This is a genomic window from Flavobacterium sp. PS2 (genome assembly GCF_046250155.1).
In the GTDB taxonomy this organism is placed as follows: Bacteria; Bacteroidota; Bacteroidia; order Flavobacteriales; family Flavobacteriaceae; genus Flavobacterium.
In genome coordinates this window covers 1,022,956-1,044,536 of the sequence record NZ_CP176426.1, presented here as the reverse complement: position 1 = coordinate 1,044,536, position 21,581 = coordinate 1,022,956, and the positions used below count along the sequence as shown (strand labels likewise).

Annotated in this window: 19 protein-coding genes; 11 read left to right on the top strand and 8 right to left on the bottom strand. The window is 30.0% G+C overall.

What is annotated here, in order from left to right:
• Window positions 1-68: 68 nt before the first annotated feature.
• The 4 genes from ACJ6WR_RS04365 to ACJ6WR_RS04350 form a co-directional block, all read right to left on the bottom strand.
• Window positions 69-524: a Fur family transcriptional regulator gene (locus tag ACJ6WR_RS04365; protein WP_035618963.1), complete on the bottom strand. Its 456-nt coding sequence runs from the start codon at window positions 522-524 to the stop codon at window positions 69-71.
• A gap of 92 nt (window positions 525-616) precedes the next feature.
• The gene (locus ACJ6WR_RS04360) at window positions 617-2,839 is read right to left on the bottom strand and encodes a RelA/SpoT family protein (RefSeq protein WP_409417160.1); all 2,223 of its coding nucleotides are present in this window, start codon (window positions 2,837-2,839) and stop codon (window positions 617-619) included.
• A gap of 241 nt (window positions 2,840-3,080) precedes the next feature.
• Complete coding sequence (locus ACJ6WR_RS04355) at window positions 3,081-4,625, bottom strand: serine hydrolase (RefSeq protein ID WP_409417159.1); 1,545 nt, start codon at window positions 4,623-4,625, stop codon at window positions 3,081-3,083.
• Window positions 4,626-4,635: 10 nt separating this feature from the next.
• Entirely contained in the window at window positions 4,636-5,433 is a 798-nt protein-coding gene (locus ACJ6WR_RS04350; protein ID WP_409417158.1) for a TrmH family RNA methyltransferase, read from the bottom strand.
• 178 nt (window positions 5,434-5,611) lie between these two features.
• Between ACJ6WR_RS04350 and ACJ6WR_RS04345 the strand changes: the two genes are divergently transcribed.
• The 7 genes from ACJ6WR_RS04345 (at window position 5,612) to ACJ6WR_RS04315 (ending at window position 12,381) form a co-directional block, all read left to right on the top strand.
• Entirely contained in the window at window positions 5,612-6,217 is a 606-nt protein-coding gene (locus ACJ6WR_RS04345) for a trimeric intracellular cation channel family protein (protein WP_039111163.1), read from the top strand.
• Between the two features lie 32 nt (window positions 6,218-6,249).
• Entirely contained in the window at window positions 6,250-7,197 is a 948-nt protein-coding gene (locus ACJ6WR_RS04340) for a FemAB family protein (protein ID WP_409417157.1), read from the top strand.
• On the top strand, window positions 7,194-8,294 hold the full coding sequence (locus tag ACJ6WR_RS04335) for a DegT/DnrJ/EryC1/StrS family aminotransferase (protein WP_409417156.1): 1,101 nt from the start codon (window positions 7,194-7,196) through the stop codon (window positions 8,292-8,294). Before ACJ6WR_RS04340 ends, ACJ6WR_RS04335 begins: the two co-directional genes overlap by 4 nt.
• Window positions 8,295-8,296: 2 nt before the next feature.
• Window positions 8,297-9,571 (top strand): O-antigen translocase, encoded by a 1,275-nt coding sequence (locus ACJ6WR_RS04330; RefSeq protein ID WP_409417155.1) that lies wholly within the window; start codon window positions 8,297-8,299, stop codon window positions 9,569-9,571.
• Window positions 9,572-9,583: 12 nt separating this feature from the next.
• Window positions 9,584-9,820 (top strand): hypothetical protein, encoded by a 237-nt coding sequence (locus ACJ6WR_RS04325; protein WP_409417154.1) that lies wholly within the window; start codon window positions 9,584-9,586, stop codon window positions 9,818-9,820.
• Between the two features lie 201 nt (window positions 9,821-10,021).
• Window positions 10,022-11,461, top strand: coding sequence for an MBOAT family protein (locus ACJ6WR_RS04320; protein ID WP_039111158.1), 1,440 nt, complete (start codon window positions 10,022-10,024; stop codon window positions 11,459-11,461).
• Window positions 11,461-12,381, top strand: a complete 921-nt coding sequence (locus ACJ6WR_RS04315) for a hypothetical protein (protein WP_409417153.1) — start codon at window positions 11,461-11,463, stop codon at window positions 12,379-12,381. Before ACJ6WR_RS04320 ends, ACJ6WR_RS04315 begins: the two co-directional genes overlap by 1 nt.
• 33 nt (window positions 12,382-12,414) lie before the next feature.
• Here ACJ6WR_RS04315 and ACJ6WR_RS04310 read toward each other — a convergent pair whose 3' ends face one another.
• The gene (locus ACJ6WR_RS04310; RefSeq protein WP_409417152.1) at window positions 12,415-13,263 is read right to left on the bottom strand and encodes a glycosyltransferase; all 849 of its coding nucleotides are present in this window, start codon (window positions 13,261-13,263) and stop codon (window positions 12,415-12,417) included.
• 326 nt (window positions 13,264-13,589) lie between these two features.
• On the opposite strand from ACJ6WR_RS04310, the gene ACJ6WR_RS04305 reads away from it, so the two are divergent.
• Together ACJ6WR_RS04305 and ACJ6WR_RS04300 are read left to right on the top strand one after the other, a co-directional pair.
• Window positions 13,590-14,411 (top strand): glycosyltransferase family 2 protein, encoded by an 822-nt coding sequence (locus tag ACJ6WR_RS04305; RefSeq protein WP_409417151.1) that lies wholly within the window; start codon window positions 13,590-13,592, stop codon window positions 14,409-14,411.
• Window positions 14,404-14,820: a sugar 3,4-ketoisomerase gene (locus ACJ6WR_RS04300; protein ID WP_039111154.1), complete on the top strand. Its 417-nt coding sequence runs from the start codon at window positions 14,404-14,406 to the stop codon at window positions 14,818-14,820. Before ACJ6WR_RS04305 ends, ACJ6WR_RS04300 begins: the two co-directional genes overlap by 8 nt.
• On the opposite strand, the gene ACJ6WR_RS04295 is transcribed toward ACJ6WR_RS04300, so the two are convergent.
• A complete protein-coding gene (locus ACJ6WR_RS04295) occupies window positions 14,803-15,729 on the bottom strand; it encodes a glycosyltransferase family A protein (protein WP_323488996.1) in 927 nt (308 codons plus the stop codon). The two genes, ACJ6WR_RS04300 and ACJ6WR_RS04295, sit on opposite strands and share 18 nt — an antisense overlap.
• Before the next feature lie 5 nt (window positions 15,730-15,734).
• A complete protein-coding gene (locus ACJ6WR_RS04290) occupies window positions 15,735-16,619 on the bottom strand; it encodes a glycosyltransferase family 2 protein (protein WP_409417150.1) in 885 nt (294 codons plus the stop codon).
• 110 nt (window positions 16,620-16,729) lie between these two features.
• Here ACJ6WR_RS04290 and ACJ6WR_RS04285 point away from each other — a divergent pair, with 110 nt between their 5' ends.
• Window positions 16,730-17,563 (top strand): class I SAM-dependent methyltransferase, encoded by an 834-nt coding sequence (locus tag ACJ6WR_RS04285; protein WP_409417149.1) that lies wholly within the window; start codon window positions 16,730-16,732, stop codon window positions 17,561-17,563.
• 6 nt (window positions 17,564-17,569) lie between these two features.
• Here ACJ6WR_RS04285 and ACJ6WR_RS04280 read toward each other — a convergent pair whose 3' ends face one another.
• On the bottom strand, window positions 17,570-18,253 hold the full coding sequence (locus ACJ6WR_RS04280; protein WP_039111151.1) for a cell division ATP-binding protein FtsE: 684 nt from the start codon (window positions 18,251-18,253) through the stop codon (window positions 17,570-17,572).
• A 237-nt stretch (window positions 18,254-18,490) separates the two neighbouring features.
• Between ACJ6WR_RS04280 and ACJ6WR_RS04275 the strand changes: the two genes are divergently transcribed.
• A complete protein-coding gene (locus tag ACJ6WR_RS04275) occupies window positions 18,491-21,505 on the top strand; it encodes a tetratricopeptide repeat protein (protein WP_409417148.1) in 3,015 nt (1,004 codons plus the stop codon).
• Window positions 21,506-21,581: the final 76 nt, after the last annotated feature.

The window sequence follows — 21,581 nt, the reverse complement described above, 5'->3', positions numbered from 1 at the left end:
CCTGCTCAGATTAATTTGTTATCTATTTTATTTAAATATTTTCGAGAACAATCTTTTTTAGCGATTGTCTATTTCTGTTTTTTGTTTCCGTAAAAATATAAGGAATGATTCGTGATTTCGATATCAAATATTTCTTCGATTGTTTTTTTTATGGTCTGAATTCTAGGGTCGCAAAATTCGATTACCTCACCAGAATCAGTCATAATGATATGATCGTGTTGCTTGTCAAAATACGATTTTTCGTAGTAGGCTTGATTTTGCCCAAATTGATGTTTACGAACCAAAGCACAATCTAATAATAATTCGATTGTATTATATAAAGTGGCTCTACTTACACGATAATTTTTGTTTTTCATTTTGATATACAAGTTTTCAATATCAAAATGTTCTTCACTATCGTATATTTCCTGAAGTATAGCGTAGCGCTCAGGTGTTTTACGATGCCCTTTTTGTTCAAGATATAATGTAAAAACATTTTTTACAATTTCTTGATTTTTGTTGTTGTCAGTTGAAATGAGTGTCATATCCTGCAAAGATAATTTATTATTTTTAAATGAATAAAAGTTTCCTGTTTAAAGTTTCACGTTCAAATGTTTAATCGTGAAAATTCAGACACTTATGTTCTATATTCTCTGGTTACTTTATCTACACCATCAATTTTTTTGATATTATTAATCATTTTCTTGAGTATAGAATTATTTCGTACAATTACTGCAATCTGACCATGAAAAATCCCGGCATCGGTACTCAAAGAGATGCTCTGAATGTTCACGTTCATGTTGTTAGAAATCACTTTTGTTAATTGGTTTGTAAGTCCTAAAACATCCATTCCTGTAATATTGATAATAGCTTTAAATTCTTCTTGAGATGAATCAATCCATTTAGCAGTCATTATACGATACGCATAGTTGGATTGCATTCCGATGGCATTAGGACAGTCTTTCTTGTGAACTTTTATCCCTTCGTTTATCGTTACAAATCCAAAAACATCATCTCCTGGAATTGGGTTACAACATGGAGATAATTTATAATCTAGTTTATCGTGCTCAGTTCCAAAAACCAACATATCATAATTACTGCTGATTTCAGGTTTATGAATATCGATATCAGCTGTATTGCTGTTATTACGTTTTATTTTGTTTTTGAAGAAATTAATAAACGTGTTACCTTTTTGGGCAGCATAGTCTTTTAATTGTTGATTTTCGATTGCACCAACACCAACTCTGTAAAATAAATCTAAACTCGTTTTAAGTTTAAAGAAGTTAACCAACTCGTTTATAACTTGTTCGCTAATCGTAATTTTTAAGTGTTTAAGTTTGCGAGTAAGTAATTCTTTTCCTTCTTCGGCAATCTTTTTGGTGTTTTCGTTTAAAACGTTTTTAATTTTATTTTTAGCTCGGGATGTAGTAACATAATCCAGCCAGTTGACGGTTGGCTTTTGGTTTTGAGAAGTAATAACTTCTACCTGATCACCACTTTTTAATTCGTAGTTAAGAGGAACTAATCGTCCGTTAACACGGGTTCCACGAGTTTTTATTCCTATTTCTGAGTGAATGCTAAAAGCAAAATCTAATGAGGTTGCACCTTTTGGCAATGATTTAATTTCTCCTTTTGGAGTAAATACAAAGATTTCTTTTGAATATAAATTCATTTTAAAATCCTCAACAAAATCTACCGCATTGGTTTCGGAATTTTCTAAAGCTTCACGAAGTAAGTTTAGCCAAACATCCAGACCACTTTCTTCGGTGGCTCCGTTTTTATATTTGTAATGTGCTGCATATCCTTTTTCTGCAATTTCATCCATACGTTCGCTTCGAACTTGTACTTCGACCCAGCGTCCTTTTGGTCCCATTACTGTTATGTGCAAAGCTTCGTATCCAGTAGATTTTGGTGATGAAATCCAGTCACGTAATCGGCTAGGGCTTGGTCTGTAATGGTCTGTTACGATAGAATATATTTTCCAGGCAAGAAATTTCTCGTCATGGGGATTCGATTTATAGACGATTCGAAGTGCAAACTTGTCATAAACTTCGTCGAAGCTTACGTTTTGCGCACGCATTTTTCTTCGAATAGAATAAATAGATTTCGGACGACCTTTTATAATATAATCGATTCCTTCTTCATCCATAGATTTTTTAAGAACATCAGAAATGTCTTTGATGTAAGCATCTTGTTCTTCTTTGGTTTCGCGAATTTTGCTTACAATATCATTGTAAACTTCAGGTTCAGTATATTTTAATCCTAAATCTTCAAGTTTAGTTTTAATGTTGTACAATCCCAATCGATGTGCAAGTGGAGCATAAATGTATAATGTTTCGGATGCAATTTTGGTTTGTTTGTATTCAGCCATCGAATCCATAGTTTGCATATTATGCAAACGGTCGGCTAATTTTATCAAAATTACACGAACATCATCATTTAAGGTAAGGATCATTTTACGGAAGTTTTCCGCTTGCATTGATGCATTTAAATCCCTTTGAACCATCGAAATTTTAGTTAATCCCTCTACAAGTTGTGCAACTTTAGGATTAAATAAACGCTCAATGTCCTGAACAGTCAGTGGAGTATCTTCGACAACATCATGCAATAAGGCAGCAGCAATCGAGGTGGCTCCCAAACCAATTTCGGAAGCTACAATTTTTGCAACAGCAATAGGATGGAAGATATAGGCCTCGCCTGATTTTCGTCGTTGTTCTTTATGAGCATCAACAGCAACATCAAAAGCCTTTCGGATTAGTTTTTTATCTGTAGGACTTAAAGTCTGATAACTAATTCGAAGTAATTCTTTGTATTCCTGTGCAATTGCTTTATTCTCTTTTTCAATATCTATCTCTATCATATATTCGCCTGGTTCAATTCCCTAAAAATAAGAATAAGTTTCAATATACACAAGGGAATGAGGTGTTGATTTTAGATTTTAGTATCGAAGTTCCGGGATAAATTTTAGAAAGGACATTAACAGTTTTTATCTAAAAGGAATTATTTAGCAAAGTTTCACAAAGAGACACCAAGCTACGTAAAGTTTATTCTTTTTTTAACCTTTGTTTCCTTGTGCCTCTGTTCCTTTGAATCTATAAAATTTACGGAATTTTAATAAAGTCTAAGTCTTGAAAATCGTAACTAAAATCAGTTAATTCAGAAATTGCTTGCATTTTTAAATTAGTAGCTTTTCCGTTAGAATCATATTTAAAGAAAAGATGTGCGTCTGCATGAAAATAGGCATTATCCCATTTTACTACATAATTTCCATCTTTATAAAAGAATGCTTCACCTACTAATTGTGGAGAACGTTTAGAAGCAAAATATACTTTTCCTTTTTTCTCTGTAATGGTAACTTCTCCAAACCAATTGTCTTTGTAAGTTCCAGTAATTTTGGTAAAATCAGTTTTTAGTTTATCCTTTTTATTTTTAGCAACAACAGCCCAAACTTCATCGGTTACTTTGTCTGCTGTTTCTTCATTTGCTTTCATTTTGCTGCTGTATAATGCAACATAATCTTCAGATTTAATGCCTAAATAGCTGTCTTTTATAGTATTTGTAATTGCAGTAAATGCTGCACCTGATTGCTGATTTGTTAAGACGATAATTCCTAATTGTAGCTCGGGAATTAAAGTTACCTGAGTTACAATGCCCTCTAATCCACCAGTATGAGTAACCTGTTTGTATCCTTTTACATCGCTAAGGAACCAGCCTAAACCATATCCGCTAAAATGAGTATTGTATGGGGCTCTGGTTCTTGCAGGGATAATAGTTTGCAATTGCCACATTTCGTCATGTTCTTTTTCTGAAAATAATTGTTTATTGTCAGATCCATATTTACCGTTATTCATTTGCATAATTGCCCATTTGCTTAAGTCATTTACGCTTGAATAAATACCTGCGGCAGCATCAAAAAGTTGGTTTTTATATCTGCTAATTACTTTTAGTTTTCCGTCAATAGGTACGTGTGGAGCAATAATATTTGTAGAGTCTTTTAAGCGCAAAAATGAAGCTGCACTATGATTCATTTCTAATGGTTTCATGATGCGTTCTTCAACAAAATCGCACCAACTTTTTCCGCTTACCACATGCACAATTTCGCCGGCAACGATATACAATAAATTGTCATAATCGTATTTGGTTCTAAAGCCTGAAACAGGTTTTAAATATTGTAAGTTTTGAGTAATATCTTGTGCAGTAAAGTCACTTCCGTCAGGCCAAATCATTAAATCTCCTGCTCCAAGCCCAAGCCCGCTACGGTGAGTTAATAAATCACGAATCGTAAATTCTTGCGTCACGTATTCATTGTACATCTTAAAATTTGGAAGATATTTTATCACTTTATCATCCCATTTTATCTTTCCTTCATCAACTAACATTGCAAGGGCAGCACTTGTAAAAGCTTTACTGTTAGACGCAATTCCGAAAAGGGTATTTGCATCGACTTTTTCTTTTGTTATGATAGATTTCACACCATAACCTTGAGCCTGAACGATTTTTCCATCTTTAATAATAGCAACAGCAATTCCAGGAACGTTAAATGTTTTTAGAGTGTTTTCTACCAGTGCATCAACTTCTTGATTGGTGATTTGTGCAGAAACCGTAAAACCGAATAATAGTGTTAAAAGTGATAATTTATAGTTCATACTTTAAATTTTATAATTGATTAAAACCTCGTTGTCTTTTTGCTTCAAAAATTAATATGGCCGCTGCAACCGAAACATTCATGCTGTCTATTTCACCTTCCATCGGGATAATGATGTTTTGTGTCGCTGCATCTCTCCATTCCTGTGTTAGTCCAGTGGCTTCAGTACCAACAACCAAAGCGGTTGGAGTAGTGAAATCCTGTGTGTGATATGAAGTTGAGTTTTGTAATGTAGCACAGTAAAAATTGATTTTGTTTTCTTTTAAAAAAGTAATAATTTCAGAAGTTGTTCCCGTTGCAATCTGGTTGGTAAATAAGCAACCTACACTTGAGCGAACAATGTTTGGGTTGTATAAATCACTTTTTGGGTTGGCGATAATTACAGCATTCAAATTTGCTGCATCGGCAGTACGTAATAATGCACCAATATTTCCTGGTTTTTCAGGAGCTTCGGCAACAAGAATTAATGGATTATCAGATAATTTTAAATCAGATAATTGCAGCGATTTGGTTTTGGCTATAGCCAAAACACCTTCGGTTGTGTCTCGATAAGCTAGCTTTTGATAAACTTCTTTATTGATTTCGATTAAATTAACTTGTTTGCTGGTTAATTTATTGATTTCATTTTCTGAAATTAATTCGGGTAAAAACAGAATGGTTTCTATTTCATAACCGCCTTTTATGGCCAATGAAATCTCGCGTTTTCCTTCAATTAAAAACGTTCCGGTTTGTTTACGTGCTTTTGCTTTTTCTTGCAATAACACTAATGATTTTATAAATGGGTTTTGTATCGAAGTAATTTGTTTCAAGGGAAAAAGTGCTGAGTTTGTAAGTGGCTAAGGTAATAAGATTTTTTAAATTTTAAATTCAATACTATTTTTTCAAAATGGCTACAATTTATTAATTGGGGTTAGCACCTATTTATAATGGGGATTTCTTTATTTTTGTCAGAATACTAGAATTTCATTTCATTTTAAAAGCATATAAATGTTTAGCTTATTAGATATCATTGGGACAATGGCATTTGCAATGTCTGGCGCGTTGACGGCAATGAATAAAAGATTGGATCCGTTTGGGGTTTTTATAATTGCCTTTGTTACTGCAGTAGGTGGGGGAACAGTGCGTGATGTCTTAATTGGGAGAACACCTGTGGGTTGGATGCTTGATTTAAAGTATGTGTATGTTATTATTTTAGGATTTATTTTATCTGTTATTTTTAGAAAAAAGTTTGATAAACTAAGAACATCATTGTTTTTATTTGATACTATTGGCTTAGGAGTTTTTACGTTAATAGGTCTGGAAAGAGGAATAATTACAGGTTTACATCCTATAATCTGTATTGCATTAGGTACCATGACAGCGTGTTTTGGAGGTGTAACTCGAGATATTTTATGCAATGAGATTCCAGTGATTTTTAGAAGAGAAATTTATGCTACCATTTGTATTCTAGGCGGAATTGTTTTTTTTGCATTGAAAAAATTGAATCTCAATGATGATATTTTGTATCTCGTAACTTGCGTTGTTATTATTATCGTTCGATTAATGGCTGTAAAGTATAAATGGTATTTGCCAGCTTTAGAGCATAAACGCTAAATGATTTCTCTAATGAATTCCAATAATAAATCGTGAAAAACTATACCGTAAAATTATATCAGGAAACAGATTATGAAAAGTGGAATGACTTTATCGGTCAAGCCAAAAATGCTACTTTCTTGTTTCATCGTGATTTTATGGAATATCATAAATACCGATTCGAGGATTTTTCATTATTAGTTTTTGAAAATGAAAAATTAGTTTCAGTTTTACCTGCAAATAAAGTCGGTAATGTAGTTTATTCTCATCAAGGATTGACTTATGGTGGTTTGGTTTATTTAAAAAAAATAAAAGGAACAGAAGTAGAATTGATTTTAGATAGCCTTTTCTCTTTTTTGAAGCAAAATGAAATAAAAACATTCTATTATAAACCAATTCCAGCTTTTTATCTTCCAGATGGAAATAGTGAAGTTGATTTTTTTATCTTTAAAAGAGGTGCTTCGTTAGAAAAGAAAGAAATGAACTTGGCAATAAACATGTCGGTTTCATTAGATATTTCAAAAAGTAAATTAAAGCATTTTAGGAGAATTCAGGAAAGGGATTTAGATATTTTAGAAGAAGAATGCTTTAAACCCTTTTGGGAATTGGTTCTTGAACCAAGATTGTCAGAAAAACATAATGCGAAACCTGTACATAATTGTACAGAAATCACTTTGCTAAAGCAAAATTTCCCAAATAATATAAAACAGTTCTCAGTGTATTATGAAGATGAAATTATTGCAGGAATAACTATTTTTGAAACTGATGCGGTTGTAAAATCACAATATGGAGCAACAACAAGAAAAGGAGAAGAATTAAGAGCATTAGATTTTTTATTTATTAACTTGATACAGAAATATAAAGAAGAGGGAAAGCTTTTCTTTGATATGGGAATTGTGGGAGATGATAACGAAAAAGGATATAATCTAGGGCTTTTAAAGCAAAAAGAAGAGTTAGGATGTTCAGTTTATAATCAGGATTTTTATAAAATAATACTATGATTTCTTTTTTAGATTTAAAAAAAATAAACGAGCCGTATAAAAAATCATTTCAGGAAAAAACTGAAACGGTTTTAAATAATGGTTGGTATATTCTAGGAAAAGAGGTCAAAGCATTTGAAGCGTCTTTTGCGGATTATTGTGGTGCAAAACATTGTATAGGAGTAGGAAATGGTTTAGATGCATTAATCTTAATTTTTAAAGCATACATTCAGTTAGGGAAACTACAAAAAGGAGATGAAGTCATTGTTCCGGCAAATACTTATATAGCCAGTATTCTAGCTATTTTGCAAGCCGATTTAGTTCCGGTTTTGGTTGAGCCGAAGTTAGAAACATATAATATTGCCCCTGATTTGATTCAGGAAAAAATCACATCTAAAACTAAAGCTATTTTAGTAGTTCATTTATACGGACAATTAGCCGAAATGGATGCAATAAATGAGATTGCAACTAGAAATAATCTTTTCATTGTTGAAGACGCTGCACAATCACACGGTGCAATCAGTAATCTGAAATCTAAAATCAACAATCTAAAATCAACTGCAGCGTACAGTTTTTATCCAGGAAAAAATTTAGGTGCTTTGGGAGATGGCGGGGCAATAATAACTAATGATTCTGAGTTGGCTAAAATTTTGTTTTCGCTTCGTAATTATGGTTCAGAAACAAAATATTATAATGATTTTGTTGGTGTAAATTCGAGATTAGACGAATTACAAGCAGGATTTCTTAATGTGAAATTGCCAAATTTGGATGCTGAAAATGTGCAGCGAAGGACTATTGCAAAAAAATATTTAGCTGAAATAAAAAATGAAAAAATCGTATTACCATTTTGGAATTTTTCAGAGAATCACGTTTTTCATTTGTTTGTAATTCGAACTCAAAAAAGAAATGATTTACAGGCTTATTTATTAGAGAATGATATTCAAACCATGATTCACTATCCTGTTCCGCCACATAAGCAAAAAGCATTCCCACAATGGAATAATTTGTCTTTTCCTATTACCGAAAAAATACATAACGAAATTTTAAGTCTACCAATAAGTCCAGTTTTGACAGATGAGGAAGTCAGTTTTATTATTGAGATTTTAAATAAATACTAATCTTGAATTTCGTTAAAAAATATACCCAAACGAATCTATTTAAAATTACTTCTTTAAATAGCTTGAGTGTAATATTGAAAATTTGTATTGGACTAATTACATCAAAATTATTAGCAGTTTTTGTTGGGCCAAGTGGGATGGCATTGGTTGGGAATCTTCGTAATTTTATGACTTTATTGGAGAGTATTTCAACGTTGGGTTTTCAAAGCGGAATTGTAAAATATGTTGCCGAAAATGATAAAAATAAAGCGGAACTTCAAAAAATAATAGTCACAGTTTTTATCTCACTACTTGTTATTGCTGTTGTTTTAAGCGGACTTTTATTTTTTCTAGCTTCATTTTGGAACAGTAGAATTTTCGGATATAATTATGAATATTCGTTGGTATTTAAAATTTTGGCTTTAACGTTACCTTGGTATGCTATTTCGGTTTTTTTGCTTGCTGTAATTAATGGTTTGGGGAAATTTAAAAAAGTAATTTGGATTAATTGTATTGGTAATATTATAGGATTATTAGTTTCATTGCTTTTAATCTTTCAATTAAAAACTTTAGGGGCTTTATTGGCTGTTGTAATTTCGCCTGCATTGTTGTTCTTTGCAACATTTTATTTTATCAATAAAGAGATAGTTTTTTTTGAGATGGTAAGATTTGGTCAGTTCGATTTTAAAATCATAAAAAATTTGTCTTCATACTCTTTAATGGCTTTGGTTTCATCAGTTTTCGGGCCTTTGGTTTTCTTGGCAATCCGAAATAATGTGATAGAAAATCTTGGAATAAATCAAGCAGGTTATTGGGAAACTATGACTCGTATTTCAAGTTATTATATGATGTTTATTTCGACTATTTTAAGTGTTTATTTTTTGCCGAGATTAGCAATTGCCAAAAATAATCAAGAATCGAAATCAATATTCTGGAGTTATTATAAAACGATTTTACCTATTTTTATTATTGGAGTTACGGTGATTTATTTTTTGCGTTTCTTTATAATAAAATTACTTTTTACATCAGATTTTCTTCCTGTAGAGAGTTTGTTCTTCTGGCAATTATTAGGTGATGTTTTTAAGGTTTGTTCTCTTATTTTAGGCTTTCAGTTTTTTGCAAAAAAAATGACAACTGCGTTTATAGTTACTGAGTTATTATCATTAATGACTTTGTATTTTTTAAGCTTATGCTTTATTAATAATTTTGGAATAGAAGGAGTTGTTATGGCGCAGGCTCTAGGTAGTTTTCTTTATTTACTAGTATTGTGTGTTTATTTTAGGAAAAGTTTGGTTTAATAAATTGATGTAATGAAAAAAACAATAAAAATTTTCTCTCTTATATTTATAATTCTATATGTTTTTAATAGTTTTTTCTTTGAGAAGATGATTGTAGGGACTTATTTTAATCGAAATTATGAAAATGGTTTCATAACGGATAATCCTCATGTTTCTGATAAGTTAGTTCTTTTGGATAATGGCACATTTATTAGTAGATATTATGGAAAAGGAAAGTATGAATTGTATCATTCTTTAGGCGGAACATAAATTTCATTAGAACCTAATAGTAGCTCAATTATGCCATTTCGAACATCGATTAATAGACTACATTTTTTTGGGAACATTAAAATTGATTTATTTAAAGATTTAAATCAATATTATGAGAAAATAGATTAGTAATCCTTTTAAATTTTTATATGTACACTGGTTTTATTGTAAGTGAAGGATTTAGTTTAATAAAATAAAAATATGTTATTTAATACTTTAAGTTTTGCACTTTTTTTTTCTGTAGTCTTTGTGTTATACTGGTTTGTGTTTTATAAAAGCTTAAAGTTGCAAAATCTGTTTTTATTGTTAGCTAGTTTGTTTTTTTATAGTTGCTGGGACTGGAGATTTACTTTCTTATTAGCTTTCTCTATAGGTTTAGATTTTTATATAGGAAAAAAAATATATGATAATGTAAGTGATACTTCTATAAAAAAGCGTTGGCTTTGGTTAAGTATAATTCTTAATTTGAGTTTCTTAGGTTTATTTAAATATTATAATTTTTTCATCGATAATTTTTCGGAACTTTTTTCAGTCTTAGGACTTAAGATTAATACTTGGACATTGCAAATAATATTACCAGTTGGAATTTCATTTTATACCTTTCATGGGTTATCATATGTAATTGATATTTATAATAACAAAATTAAACCAGTAAAAAGTATAATTGATTATTCTTTATTTGTTAGTTTTTTTCCTTTATTGGTTGCCGGTCCGATAGAAAGAGCCACGCATCTTTTGCCACAAATCCAAAAAAAGAGAAGTTTTAATTATGAAAATATTGTTTGTGGATTAAGGCAAATTTTATGGGGATTAGTGAAAAAGGTAATTATTGCAGATAATTGTGCAGAATATGTTAATCTAATTTTTGATAATCCGTCTAATTTTTCAGGAAGTACATTGGTTATTGGAGCAATTTTATTCTCATTCCAAATCTATGGGGATTTTTCTGGTTATACAGATATTGCTATCGGAACTGCTAGATTATTAGGAATTGAATTATTACAAAATTTTTCTTATCCGTATTTTTCAAGAGATATAGCCGAATTTTGGCGAAGATGGCATATTTCTTTATCAAGTTGGTTTAGAGATTATGTTTATATACCACTAGGAGGTTCTCGCGGCTCTAAATGGGAGCAGGTAAGGAATGTTTTTATCGTTTTTATGTTAATAGGTTTTTGGCATGGAGCCAATTGGACCTTTATAGTTTATGGTTTTATTAATTTTTTATACATTCTACCTTTGGTATTACTCCATCAAAACAGAAAAAATATTGAAATAGTTTCAACTAATGGTTTTATTGTAAATAGTAAAGTCTTTTTTAATATTATTTTGACTTTTGGATTAGTTTCATTTGCGAGGATTTTCTTTAGATCCAATACTATAGAGGATGCTTTTTTATATATATCTAAAATATTTTCTCATACATTGTTTACTTTTCCTGAAATATTTCCTAAAACAATAATTGGATTTTTATTTTTATTTATGTGTATTGAATGGAGAGGAAGAAAAGATTATTTTGCAATTGAAAAATTTGGATTGACTTGGATGAAACCAATTAGAATAGGATTTTATTATGTTTTGGTAATGTTGGTTTTGTATTATTCTGGTAAGGATTTACAATTTATATATTTTCAATTTTGATGAAAAAGTTAATCAAAAACCTAGTGTTTTTTTTATTACCAATACTATTGGTATTGTCTCTTATAGAATGTTTTTATAGATTAGTTCCAAATAATTATACTTTAAAAAATACAAATATTCAAAAGATATATGATACAACCGAGGTATTAATTTTAGGAAACTCTCATACTTTTTATGGATTGAATCCATCTTTTTTTGATAAACAGACATTTAATTTGTCTAATATTAGTCAAACATTGTATTTTGATCAGCTTTTATTTGAAAAGCATATTAATAAATTTAAAAAACTAAAATATGTTATCTTAAATATTGAGTATACAAGTTTGAGTCAATTAAAAGATACTGAAGAAGATAGTTGGAGGAAATATTATTATAAGAGTTATATGGATTTAAATGTTCCAATAATTTCTAAGTTTGATTATGGTAATTATTTTTTATCATCTACAAGACCATTTAATAAAAATATAAAATTAGTAAATAGCTATTTTATCGAAGGGACAGTTATTGATTGTGATGTAAATGGTTTTGGGATTAATTATACTAAAGAAAAACGATTTTTAAATATAGATAAAATTGCGCCTAATACAATAAGAAAGCATGAGGATAATTTATTTGATTTTTCTGAAAATATTTCCAGAATTGAATCAATTATCCGCCAATGTAAAGAAAAAGAGATTGAAGTGATTTTAGTAACAATGCCAGTTTCTAAGGCATATTCTGTAAGGGTGAATAAGTTTAAATTAGATAAGATCGTTAAAACAGCTAAATTATTTGAAAACAAAAATTCAAATGTCAGATACTTGAATTTATTTAATGATTTTAAATTTACAAATAATGATTTTTATGACCCAGATCATTTACATACCGAGGGAGCAGAGAAGTGTTCTTTAATTGTAAGTACTTTTTTAGATAATAATTAAAATACACTAATAATTAGTTATATAAAAAATGGTTTAATTTTTATTCCAAATTTCCAGATATTTTTCAGCTATTTTTATGTAGTTGTGTTCTTTCTCTATGAAAGCTCTGGCTCGTTTTCCTATAGCTATTATTTCTTCGGGATTTTCAATTAAAAAAGATAATTCATCTACTAAATAATTTACATCGGGTAGTGCATTTATAGCAACACGTTCTCCAAGATTATAGTACTCTATGAATTCTTTTTCGGCTCCTGTGAAAACAACTTTCCCTTTGGCCATTGCTTCAAGAGCATTGTAACCTTGATCATATCCGTAAACTTGATCTAATACAACATGTGCTTTGTTATATAGGGTAATGTATTCATTATAAGGAACGCTTTCTACAGTAATGATTTCTATTTTAGCCTTATATTTTTCTTTGATAATTTCAAGGGCTTCTTCAAAAAAAAGACTTCCTTTTTTTATATAACTCCCTTTGTTTATTCCTATAAAAATGATAATTCTTTCATTAATAATTAGAGATTCAAAAGAGATTTTAGTTGTATTTATAGGGTTTGGAATTAATTTTTTTTCAGGTAAAGGAATTTTATAGTCTAAGTCGGAAACAATTATTTCTAAAACATTTAAGCTAACAAAATCAAACAGATTTCGATAGCTATCTTTCATGTATTTTAATGAAAATCTATAATCAGATTTTAATTTTGAATTTTTTAAGAGAGGAGTCATAATTGAATATTTCAATGTATCTCTCATTAAAAAATCAATTATAGGAGTATCTTCACCACAGACAAGAAGAAAGCTTTTTCCATTTTGTTTGAATATTTTTTTTAATAAGTATGTTGATAGGAAAGGATAGGTTTCAATTGCATTTGAGTTAATCAATTGTACAATATCGTAATTTTTTAGTTTTGGTAAGAAAAACCAAAACCGAATACCTTTTTCTAGTAATTGTAAATCAATGTGAAAGATTTTGAATAGAACTTTATTTAAAAAAACACAAAATCTATTTGAGAGGAAATATTTTGGGGAAATAGAATAATCTACAGGAAATTGTTTGAAATTATCACCTGTGCCTATAATTTTAACTTCATGATTAAATGACTCTAATCCTTCTTTTAAGGAATTATGTAATCGACTATATTCACCTATTAAGAGTATTCTCATTATTATTAATAGAAATATTTATATTTACCTAAATATATATGAAAATGTCAGATATTTTTTCGGAAAATGACTTAGAGATTTTAATTGCTACCAAAGATAGGTGCAATTTTGATTTTTTGCTTAAAATGTTTCCTTTTAAACATTTTTCTAATTTTAATTTATTGATAGTTAATCAATCTAAAACTGGAATTTTACTATCAGAATATAATTCAGTAAGGGTAATAAATAGTAACGAAAGTGGCTTATCAAAAAGCAGAAATATTGCAATTAAAAATGCGGTAAAAAAGATTTGTCTTATTTCTGACGATGATGTGGTTTTTTCTGATACTTTAGAAAAATCTGTTTTAGATGCTTTTATGTTATATCAAGAAGCGTCGATTATTACCTTTAACCACATAAGAGTAGGTAATTCTTATCCAGAAAAAAAACTTAATAAAAAATTTGAGCATAATTTTAAAAGTATTTGGAATGTTAGTTCTATTGAAATAGCTTTTAAAGTGGATGATATTAGAAAAAATGAGATTTATTTTGATGAAAATTTTGGATTAAGTTCATTCTTTGAAACTGCAGAGGAATTCTTGTTTTTGAGGAGTTCTTTGATACAAAAAATAAAAGTGATTTATAGTCCCGAAATAATTGTTTCCCATCCTCAAGTATCTTCAGGAAAAGATGCTGGCGCTGATAATTTAATTTTTGCAAGAGGTGCTTTGTATTATAAAGTTAAAGGGAATTTTGCATATTTATGGTTACTCAAGTATATGTTGTTTTTGATATCGAATAACTATATCAATAAAGCGGATTTTATTAAAAAATATAAAAAGGGACTAGCAGGAATTTATAAATATAAAGAATTAACAAATGCATAAAGTAACAGCCAATTCTGATGTTCAATTAATTGAAATTCCTAAAATTCAAGACAGGAGAGGGAATCTTTCGGTTATTGAAGGAGAAACTATTCCATTTAATTTTAAAAGAGTGTATTATTTATATGATGTTCCTAGTGGGAGTAAGCGAGGAGGCCATGCACATAAAGAGCAACAAGCATTTTTGATAGCCTTAAGCGGTAGTTTTGATGTAGTTTTGAAAGATGGAAAATCAATAAAAACGGTAACGCTTAATAAACCTAATGTCGGTTTACTTATTGTTCCTGGAATTTGGAGAGAATTACGAAATTTTTCTTCTGGATCAGTTTGTTTGGTATTATCTTCTGATGAGTTTAACGAAGATGATTATATTCGGGAATATAAAAAGTTTAGGTTATTTAAAAACAGATGAACCTACACCTAAATGTGCAAGTTTTGTTTTTAGATTAATCAGCTTAACTAGTTCTGAAGCAGGTAATTTTAGTAAAACTCTTTTTCTTAAATTTAAATTTTGCAAATTAATGTCTTCGCAGTGTTTTTTGAAGAGAATATCTTCCTTTGCAATCTTACTTTTTATAGCTAAAGAAAACCGATTTAAATCAAGAAATTTTTTTAAGTCAGAATTTGATTTTTCATACTCTAAAAATTTTGTAAAATCCATTTTGCTAGCAATAAAATTTGTGTTTTTAGAAAGACTGTTTTCATCGTATACATAACGTGCTAATACTTTCCATGTAAATAAGACAGGATATTTTAGTCCAATTCTAACCCATAAATCAGTGTCTTGGCCGCTTTTTATATTAGTGTCAAAATTTCCTATTTCTGTAAAAATGCTTCTGTCAAACACAGCGCATGAAGTAAATATTACACTTTCTTTTAAACTTGCTTTAAAATAATTCACGATTTCATAATCGCCAGTTTTTATAATAGAATATTGTGATGGAATTACTTTTTTTGAAGTGTCTACTTCAATAGCAGCTGAGAATACTTTATAATCTGAGAGATTTGTAATATTTTCATACATCACTTTTAAAAAATCGGGGTACCAGTAATCATCTGCATCTATGAAAGTAATATAATTAGCAGAAGCTTTTTCTATTCCTAAATTTCTTGCACTTGATACGCCTGCATTTTCTTTGTGATAATACTGAATTCTGGAATCTTGAAATTGAATTAATTTTTCTTCACTTCTATCAGTAGATCCATCGTTCACAACAATAATTTCAAAATCTTGAAAAGTTTGATTCAAGATACTTTGCATCGTTTTTTCGATAAAATTTTCTTTGTTGTATAACGGAATAATTACTGAAAAAAATGCCATATTTTTTATTTTTTCAAAGTGAAATAATAACCCAATCGATATAGATCAAAGATAAAAAGTGACGGATTATCACTCAATAAATTTTTCTTTAGCGATGATTTAAATATTAAAAATAGCTTTTCTAAAAAAAGAGAGAGCTTATACTTTTTTACTATTTGGTAATAATACGAAAGTTTTACATATTCTACACCTATCAGTTTTTCGTCGACTAAGTATTTTAAACCTATAACTGATTCTTCCGATTTCTTTAAAAACGTTTTACTACTCTCGATACCTAAATGATAAACAGGGTTTTCAATGTGGATAACCTCAATCTTATTTTGCTTTAATTCAAAAGAAAACAAAGTGTCTTCATGTCTTAAATTTGGAATTTCTTCATTAAAAAACACTTTTTTAAAGATTGATTTCTTTATCAGAAAGTTTAATGTTAATAACGAAAGATATGGGCTTATTTGCCTTTTTTCTACCGATAATGCTTCTCTGGATTTACCGTAAATCCATCTTAGAATTTCAGATTTTGTTGGTTCTTCTTTTTGGTATTGAATTCCGCCATAAATGACTTTTTCGTCTTTATTTATCTGAAGAATATAATTAGTAATAAAATTAGAATGAATTGGTAACGTATCAGCATCCAGAAAAAGCAAATCCTCGAAGTTGGCTTTCTGAGCTAATAAATTCCGGATAGCACTTCTTCCAATATTCTTATCTAAAATAGCATAAGAACTGTTTGTTAATTGATTTAATTTTTGATTTTCAGTTAAAAACTGAGAGGAAGCATCATCCAAACAAATAATTTCAAATTCGATTCCAGATTGTAAACATTGTTTATGTAGCTCAGTGATAAGAGAGCAAACATCATAATTGTATACTGGAATAAGAATAGAAAGCATTAATTGTCGTTTTTTAAAATATATTTGTAAAGAAAATACTTTTTATTAAGAAAATCTCTTTGTCGATAAAAATGATATCAAGTTTGTAAAAAAAAGTAAAACATTAAAAAATGAATTTAAGATCTGTTTATTATTTTATCTCTCCAAAATCAAGGCTTGTTGTTCGGAAAATTTATTATGCGCCCATTGATTTTTTAAATTCGATAAGTGGACGTAAAAATAAATTGATTCCTAATAAAGGAGATATTTTTATAGGTTCAGGTGATTTTGTAGAGCAAGGAAAGCATCATCTTAAACTCTTAATAGAATATGCAAAATTAAAACCCAATCATTCAGTTCTGGATATTGGTTGTGGTATTGGTAGAGTAGCCGTTCCGCTTACTAATTATTTATTAACTGATAGTAGATATGAAGGATTTGACTTGGTTAAGAAAGGTATTAATTGGTGTAAAAATAATATCACAAGTAGCTTTCCTAATTTCAATTTTCAACATATTCCTTTAAGTAATGATTTGTATAGTTTAACAAATCAAAAAGCCGAAAATTTTGTATTTCCTTATAAAGACGATTCTTTTGAAACGGTTTTTTTGTTTTCTGTTTTTACACACATGCAACCATTAGAGGTTCAGAATTACCTTAATGAAATTTATAGAGTATTAAAACCAGAAGGAAAATGCCTAGCTACTTTTTTTGTGTATAATGAAAAAAATGAAGATATAATTTCAAAAAATAATGGAACCTATATTTTTCCATTCAAAAAAGTAGGATATAGATTGATGAATCAAAAAGTTCCTTCCGCTAATATTGCCTTTGATGAAGAATCTCTAAATAAAATGGTAGATTTGAGTAACTTAAAAGTTGAAAATAAAATATACGGAACCTGGTCTAAAAGAGGAAATAAACCTCTAGTAGACTTTCAAGATATCTTAGTTTTTGAGAAATAAAAATAATTACACCGTTCTCTGAACAACTTCAAAAATCCTGGCATCTTCACATTTTAATGTTTTCGAAGGGAATTTCATTAGTAAAGCATAATCATGAGTTGCCATGATAACAGTTTTTCCAAGTGCGTTGATGTTTCTTAAAACTTCAAGAACTTCTGAACTTGTTTGTGGGTCTAAGTTTCCTGTAGGTTCATCGGCAAGGATAAATTCAGGGTCGTTTAATAAAGCTCTTGCAATTGCAACACGTTGTTGCTCACCACCAGAAAGTTGGTGTGGCATTTTTTGAGTAAACTCTTTCATACCAACTTTATCAAGAACTTCGTCAATTTTACGTTCCATACCTTCTTTGTCAACCCATCCAGTTGCTTTTAGTACAAAAAGCATATTGTCTTTTACAGTACGGTCTGGAAGTAATTTGAAATCTTGGAATACGATTCCGATTTTACGTCTCAAATATGGAATCTCACTCTCTTTTAAAGTTGCCAAATCAAAATCAACAATATGACCTTCCCCTTCAGTTAAAGGTAAATCGCCATATAAAGTTTTCATGAAACTACTTTTTCCTGAACCTGTTTTTCCGATGATATAAAGAAACTCACCGTGTTTAACTTCTAAATTTACGTGAGATAAAATTTTTCTTCCTTCTTGATAAATAGTTACATCTTTAAGAGACAGTACGGTTTGTGACATGATAAAATTAATTTGAATGGTAAAAGTAATAAGTTAACGGCTGTATTCAAAATAAATTTTCCTCAATTAAGGAAATAGTCCTTTATATGTCTTTATTTAAGACAATAAGTGTGTGGTTGTTGGGTTTTATAAGTGTGTTAAATCATGATAGTTGGATTTTTGTTTATAATAAATACCAAAACGGTTTCGTTATACCCAGTAGAAAATGATACATTTGAATATTAAATTAAAATCACAATGCACAAACTTTCACGGTTATTTTTTATACTAGTTCTTCTTTTATCGATTAAGGTTTCGGCACAAAAGTCGGCTATCTATACCTACGATTTAAAGGATTTCGACAAAGCACTTTCCTTATATAATGATAAACAATATACATCGGCTCAGATTATTTTTGAAAAAGTAAAAGAAAAAGAGACGAGAGAAGAGGTAAAGGCAGACTGTGCTTATTACATCGCCAATTGCGCCATAAGAACCAATCAGCCAAATGCTGATGAACTTATGGAGCGTTTTGTTGAAGATTACCCAATAAGTACCAAGCAAAATCAAGCATATATAGAAGTTGCTCATTATTTTTTCGATCAGGCCAATTACCCAAAAGCATTGCAATGGTTTGATCGTGTAGATGAGAACTATATGAGTAAAAGTGATTTGGATAAATTCAACTTCCAAAAAGGATATAGTTACTTTAATTCTAAAAAGAAAAAAGAAGCAACAACCTACTTTAATAAAGTGGTAAATTCTCCCGAATATGGTTCACAAGCCAAGTATTATTTGGGTTTCATGGCTTATGAAGGTGATGATTACAAAGAAGCTACTAAGTATTTTGATGAGGTTTCGGGCGAAGAAAAATACAAAGAAAAACTTTCGTATTATCAAGCTGATATGAACTTTAAGTTAGGTAATTTCCAAAAAGCAATCGATTTGGGACAAAAAGCAATGCCTAAATCTAATGAAATCGAAAAATCGGAACTGAATAAGATTATCGGAGAAAGTTACTTTAATTTAAAAGCGTATGATAAAGCGATTCCGTTTTTAGTACAATATAAAGGTAAAAAGGGAAAATGGAATAACACCGATTTTTACCAGTTAGGATATGCTTATTATCAGCAAAAAGATTATGAAAATGCCATTTCACAATTCAATAAAATCATTGAAGGAAAAGACTTCGTGGCGCAAAATGCATATTACCACTTAGGTCAGAGTTATTTAAATACCGATAAAAAGCAACAAGCTTTAAATGCATTCAAGAATGCTGCCGAAATGGATTTTGATAAAGCAATTCAAGAAGACGCAAGTTTAAATTACGCTAAACTGAGTTACGAAATCGGGAATTCATACCAAACGGTACCAGCAGTTTTACTTGATTTCTTAAAGAAATATCCAAATAACTCCAGTAAATCTGAAGTAGAAAAACTATTGATAGATTCTTATATTTCTTCTAAAAACTATAGTGAAGCATTGACTTTATTAGAAAAAAACAAATCTCCCGAGAATAGATTGGCTTACCAAAAAGTGCTTTTTTACAGAGGTTTAGAACTGTATAATGATAATAATTATCAGGAAGCTTCTAAGATGTTTATTAAGTCGCTTAACGAACAAAAAAGCCCAGAGTTTACAGCTCGTGCAACTTTCTGGAAAGGAGAAACGGAATATCTTAATGAAGATTTTAAAAACGCATTAATCAGTTATAAGCAATTTGCGGGTATGGCAGCAGCCAAAACAACTCCTGAGTTTAAAAACGTGAATTATAATATTGCTTACACTTATTTTAAATTAAAAGAATATGATAATGCAGCAAATTCATTTCAGGCTCAAATCGATAATGCCAAAGATGATGCTTCAAGATTACATGATTCCTATTTAAGATTAGCCGATTGTCGATTTGTAACTTCTAAGTATACTTCGGCGATGGAAGCTTATACTAAAGTTATGACTTTTAAAGGTGTCGATGCTGATTATGCCTATTTTCAAAAAGCCATTTGTTATGGTTTTATGAATAAAAATGATAAAAAAATAGAAGAACTTAACGGATTTCTTCAGATGTACAAAAAATCAGAATACCGTGACGATGCCATGTTTGAGTTAGCAAATACATATGCTGCCGAGAAAAAAACAGAGCAGGCAATTAAAACTTATGACCAATTGGTTGCAGAATTCAAGAATGGAGCTTTCACTGCAAAATCTATTTTGCGTGAGGGATTAATTTACTATAACTCCGACAGAGATCAATTGGCTTTGGTGAAATTTAAAAAAGTAGCCGCCGATTTCCCTAGAACTCCCGAAGCTCTTGAAGCAGTTTCTACAGCGAGATTAATTTATGTAGATAATGGTAAAGTAGATGAATATGCTACTTGGGTACGTACGCTAGATTTTGTAGCTGTTACAGATGCCGATTTAGATAATGATACTTTCGAAGGGGCAATAAAACAATATGAGCAAAATAATAACAAACAAGCTATTGTCGGTTTTAGTAATTACGTAAGCAAATTTCCAAAAGGAATCCATGCGCTTGAGGCGAATTTTAAATTAGCCCAAGCTTATACTACCGAAGGTTCTGAGGGTAAATCGATTCCTAATTATCAATATATAATCGAGCAACCTCGTAGTGAATATACAGAGCAATCTTTAATGCGTTTAGCGCAGATATTCTTAAAAGCTAAAGATTGTGATAAAGCAATTCCAGTTTTATCTCGTATAGAAAACGAAGGAGATTCTTCGCAAAATAAAACATTTGCACAAGCTAATTTGATGAAGTGTTATTATGATAAAAACGATTATAGTAACTCGGTTGTGTATGCAGAAAAAGTATTGCAAAACCCTAAAACGGATGAAAATGTAAAAAGCGATGCGCAAATTATTGTAGCAAGAGCAGCAATTAAATCTGGAGATGAGGATAAAGCTAAAACGGCTTACGCAAAATTGGCTACAACATCCAAAGGAGAATTGGCGGCAGAATCATTGTATTATGATGCTTACTTTAAAAATAAAGAGAACAAGTACGATGCTTCTAATGCTGCGGTACAAAAACTAGCTAAAAACTATTCATCATTCAAATATTTTGGAGCCAAAGGATTGGTATTAATGGCAAAGAATTTCTATGGCTTAAAAGATAGTTATCAAGCAACTTATATTTTAGAGAATGTAATTCAGAATTTCACTGCTTATCCAGATGTAGTTTCTGAGGCCGAAAAAGAATTAAGTGCTATAAAAGCAGAAGAGTCTAAAACAAATTCATCGATTACAAAGTAGAAAATAGAGGAAAAAGAGTATAGATAATAGAGACAAGAAAAATAGATAAGTCTTTTCTCTTTAATCTTTGCTCTCA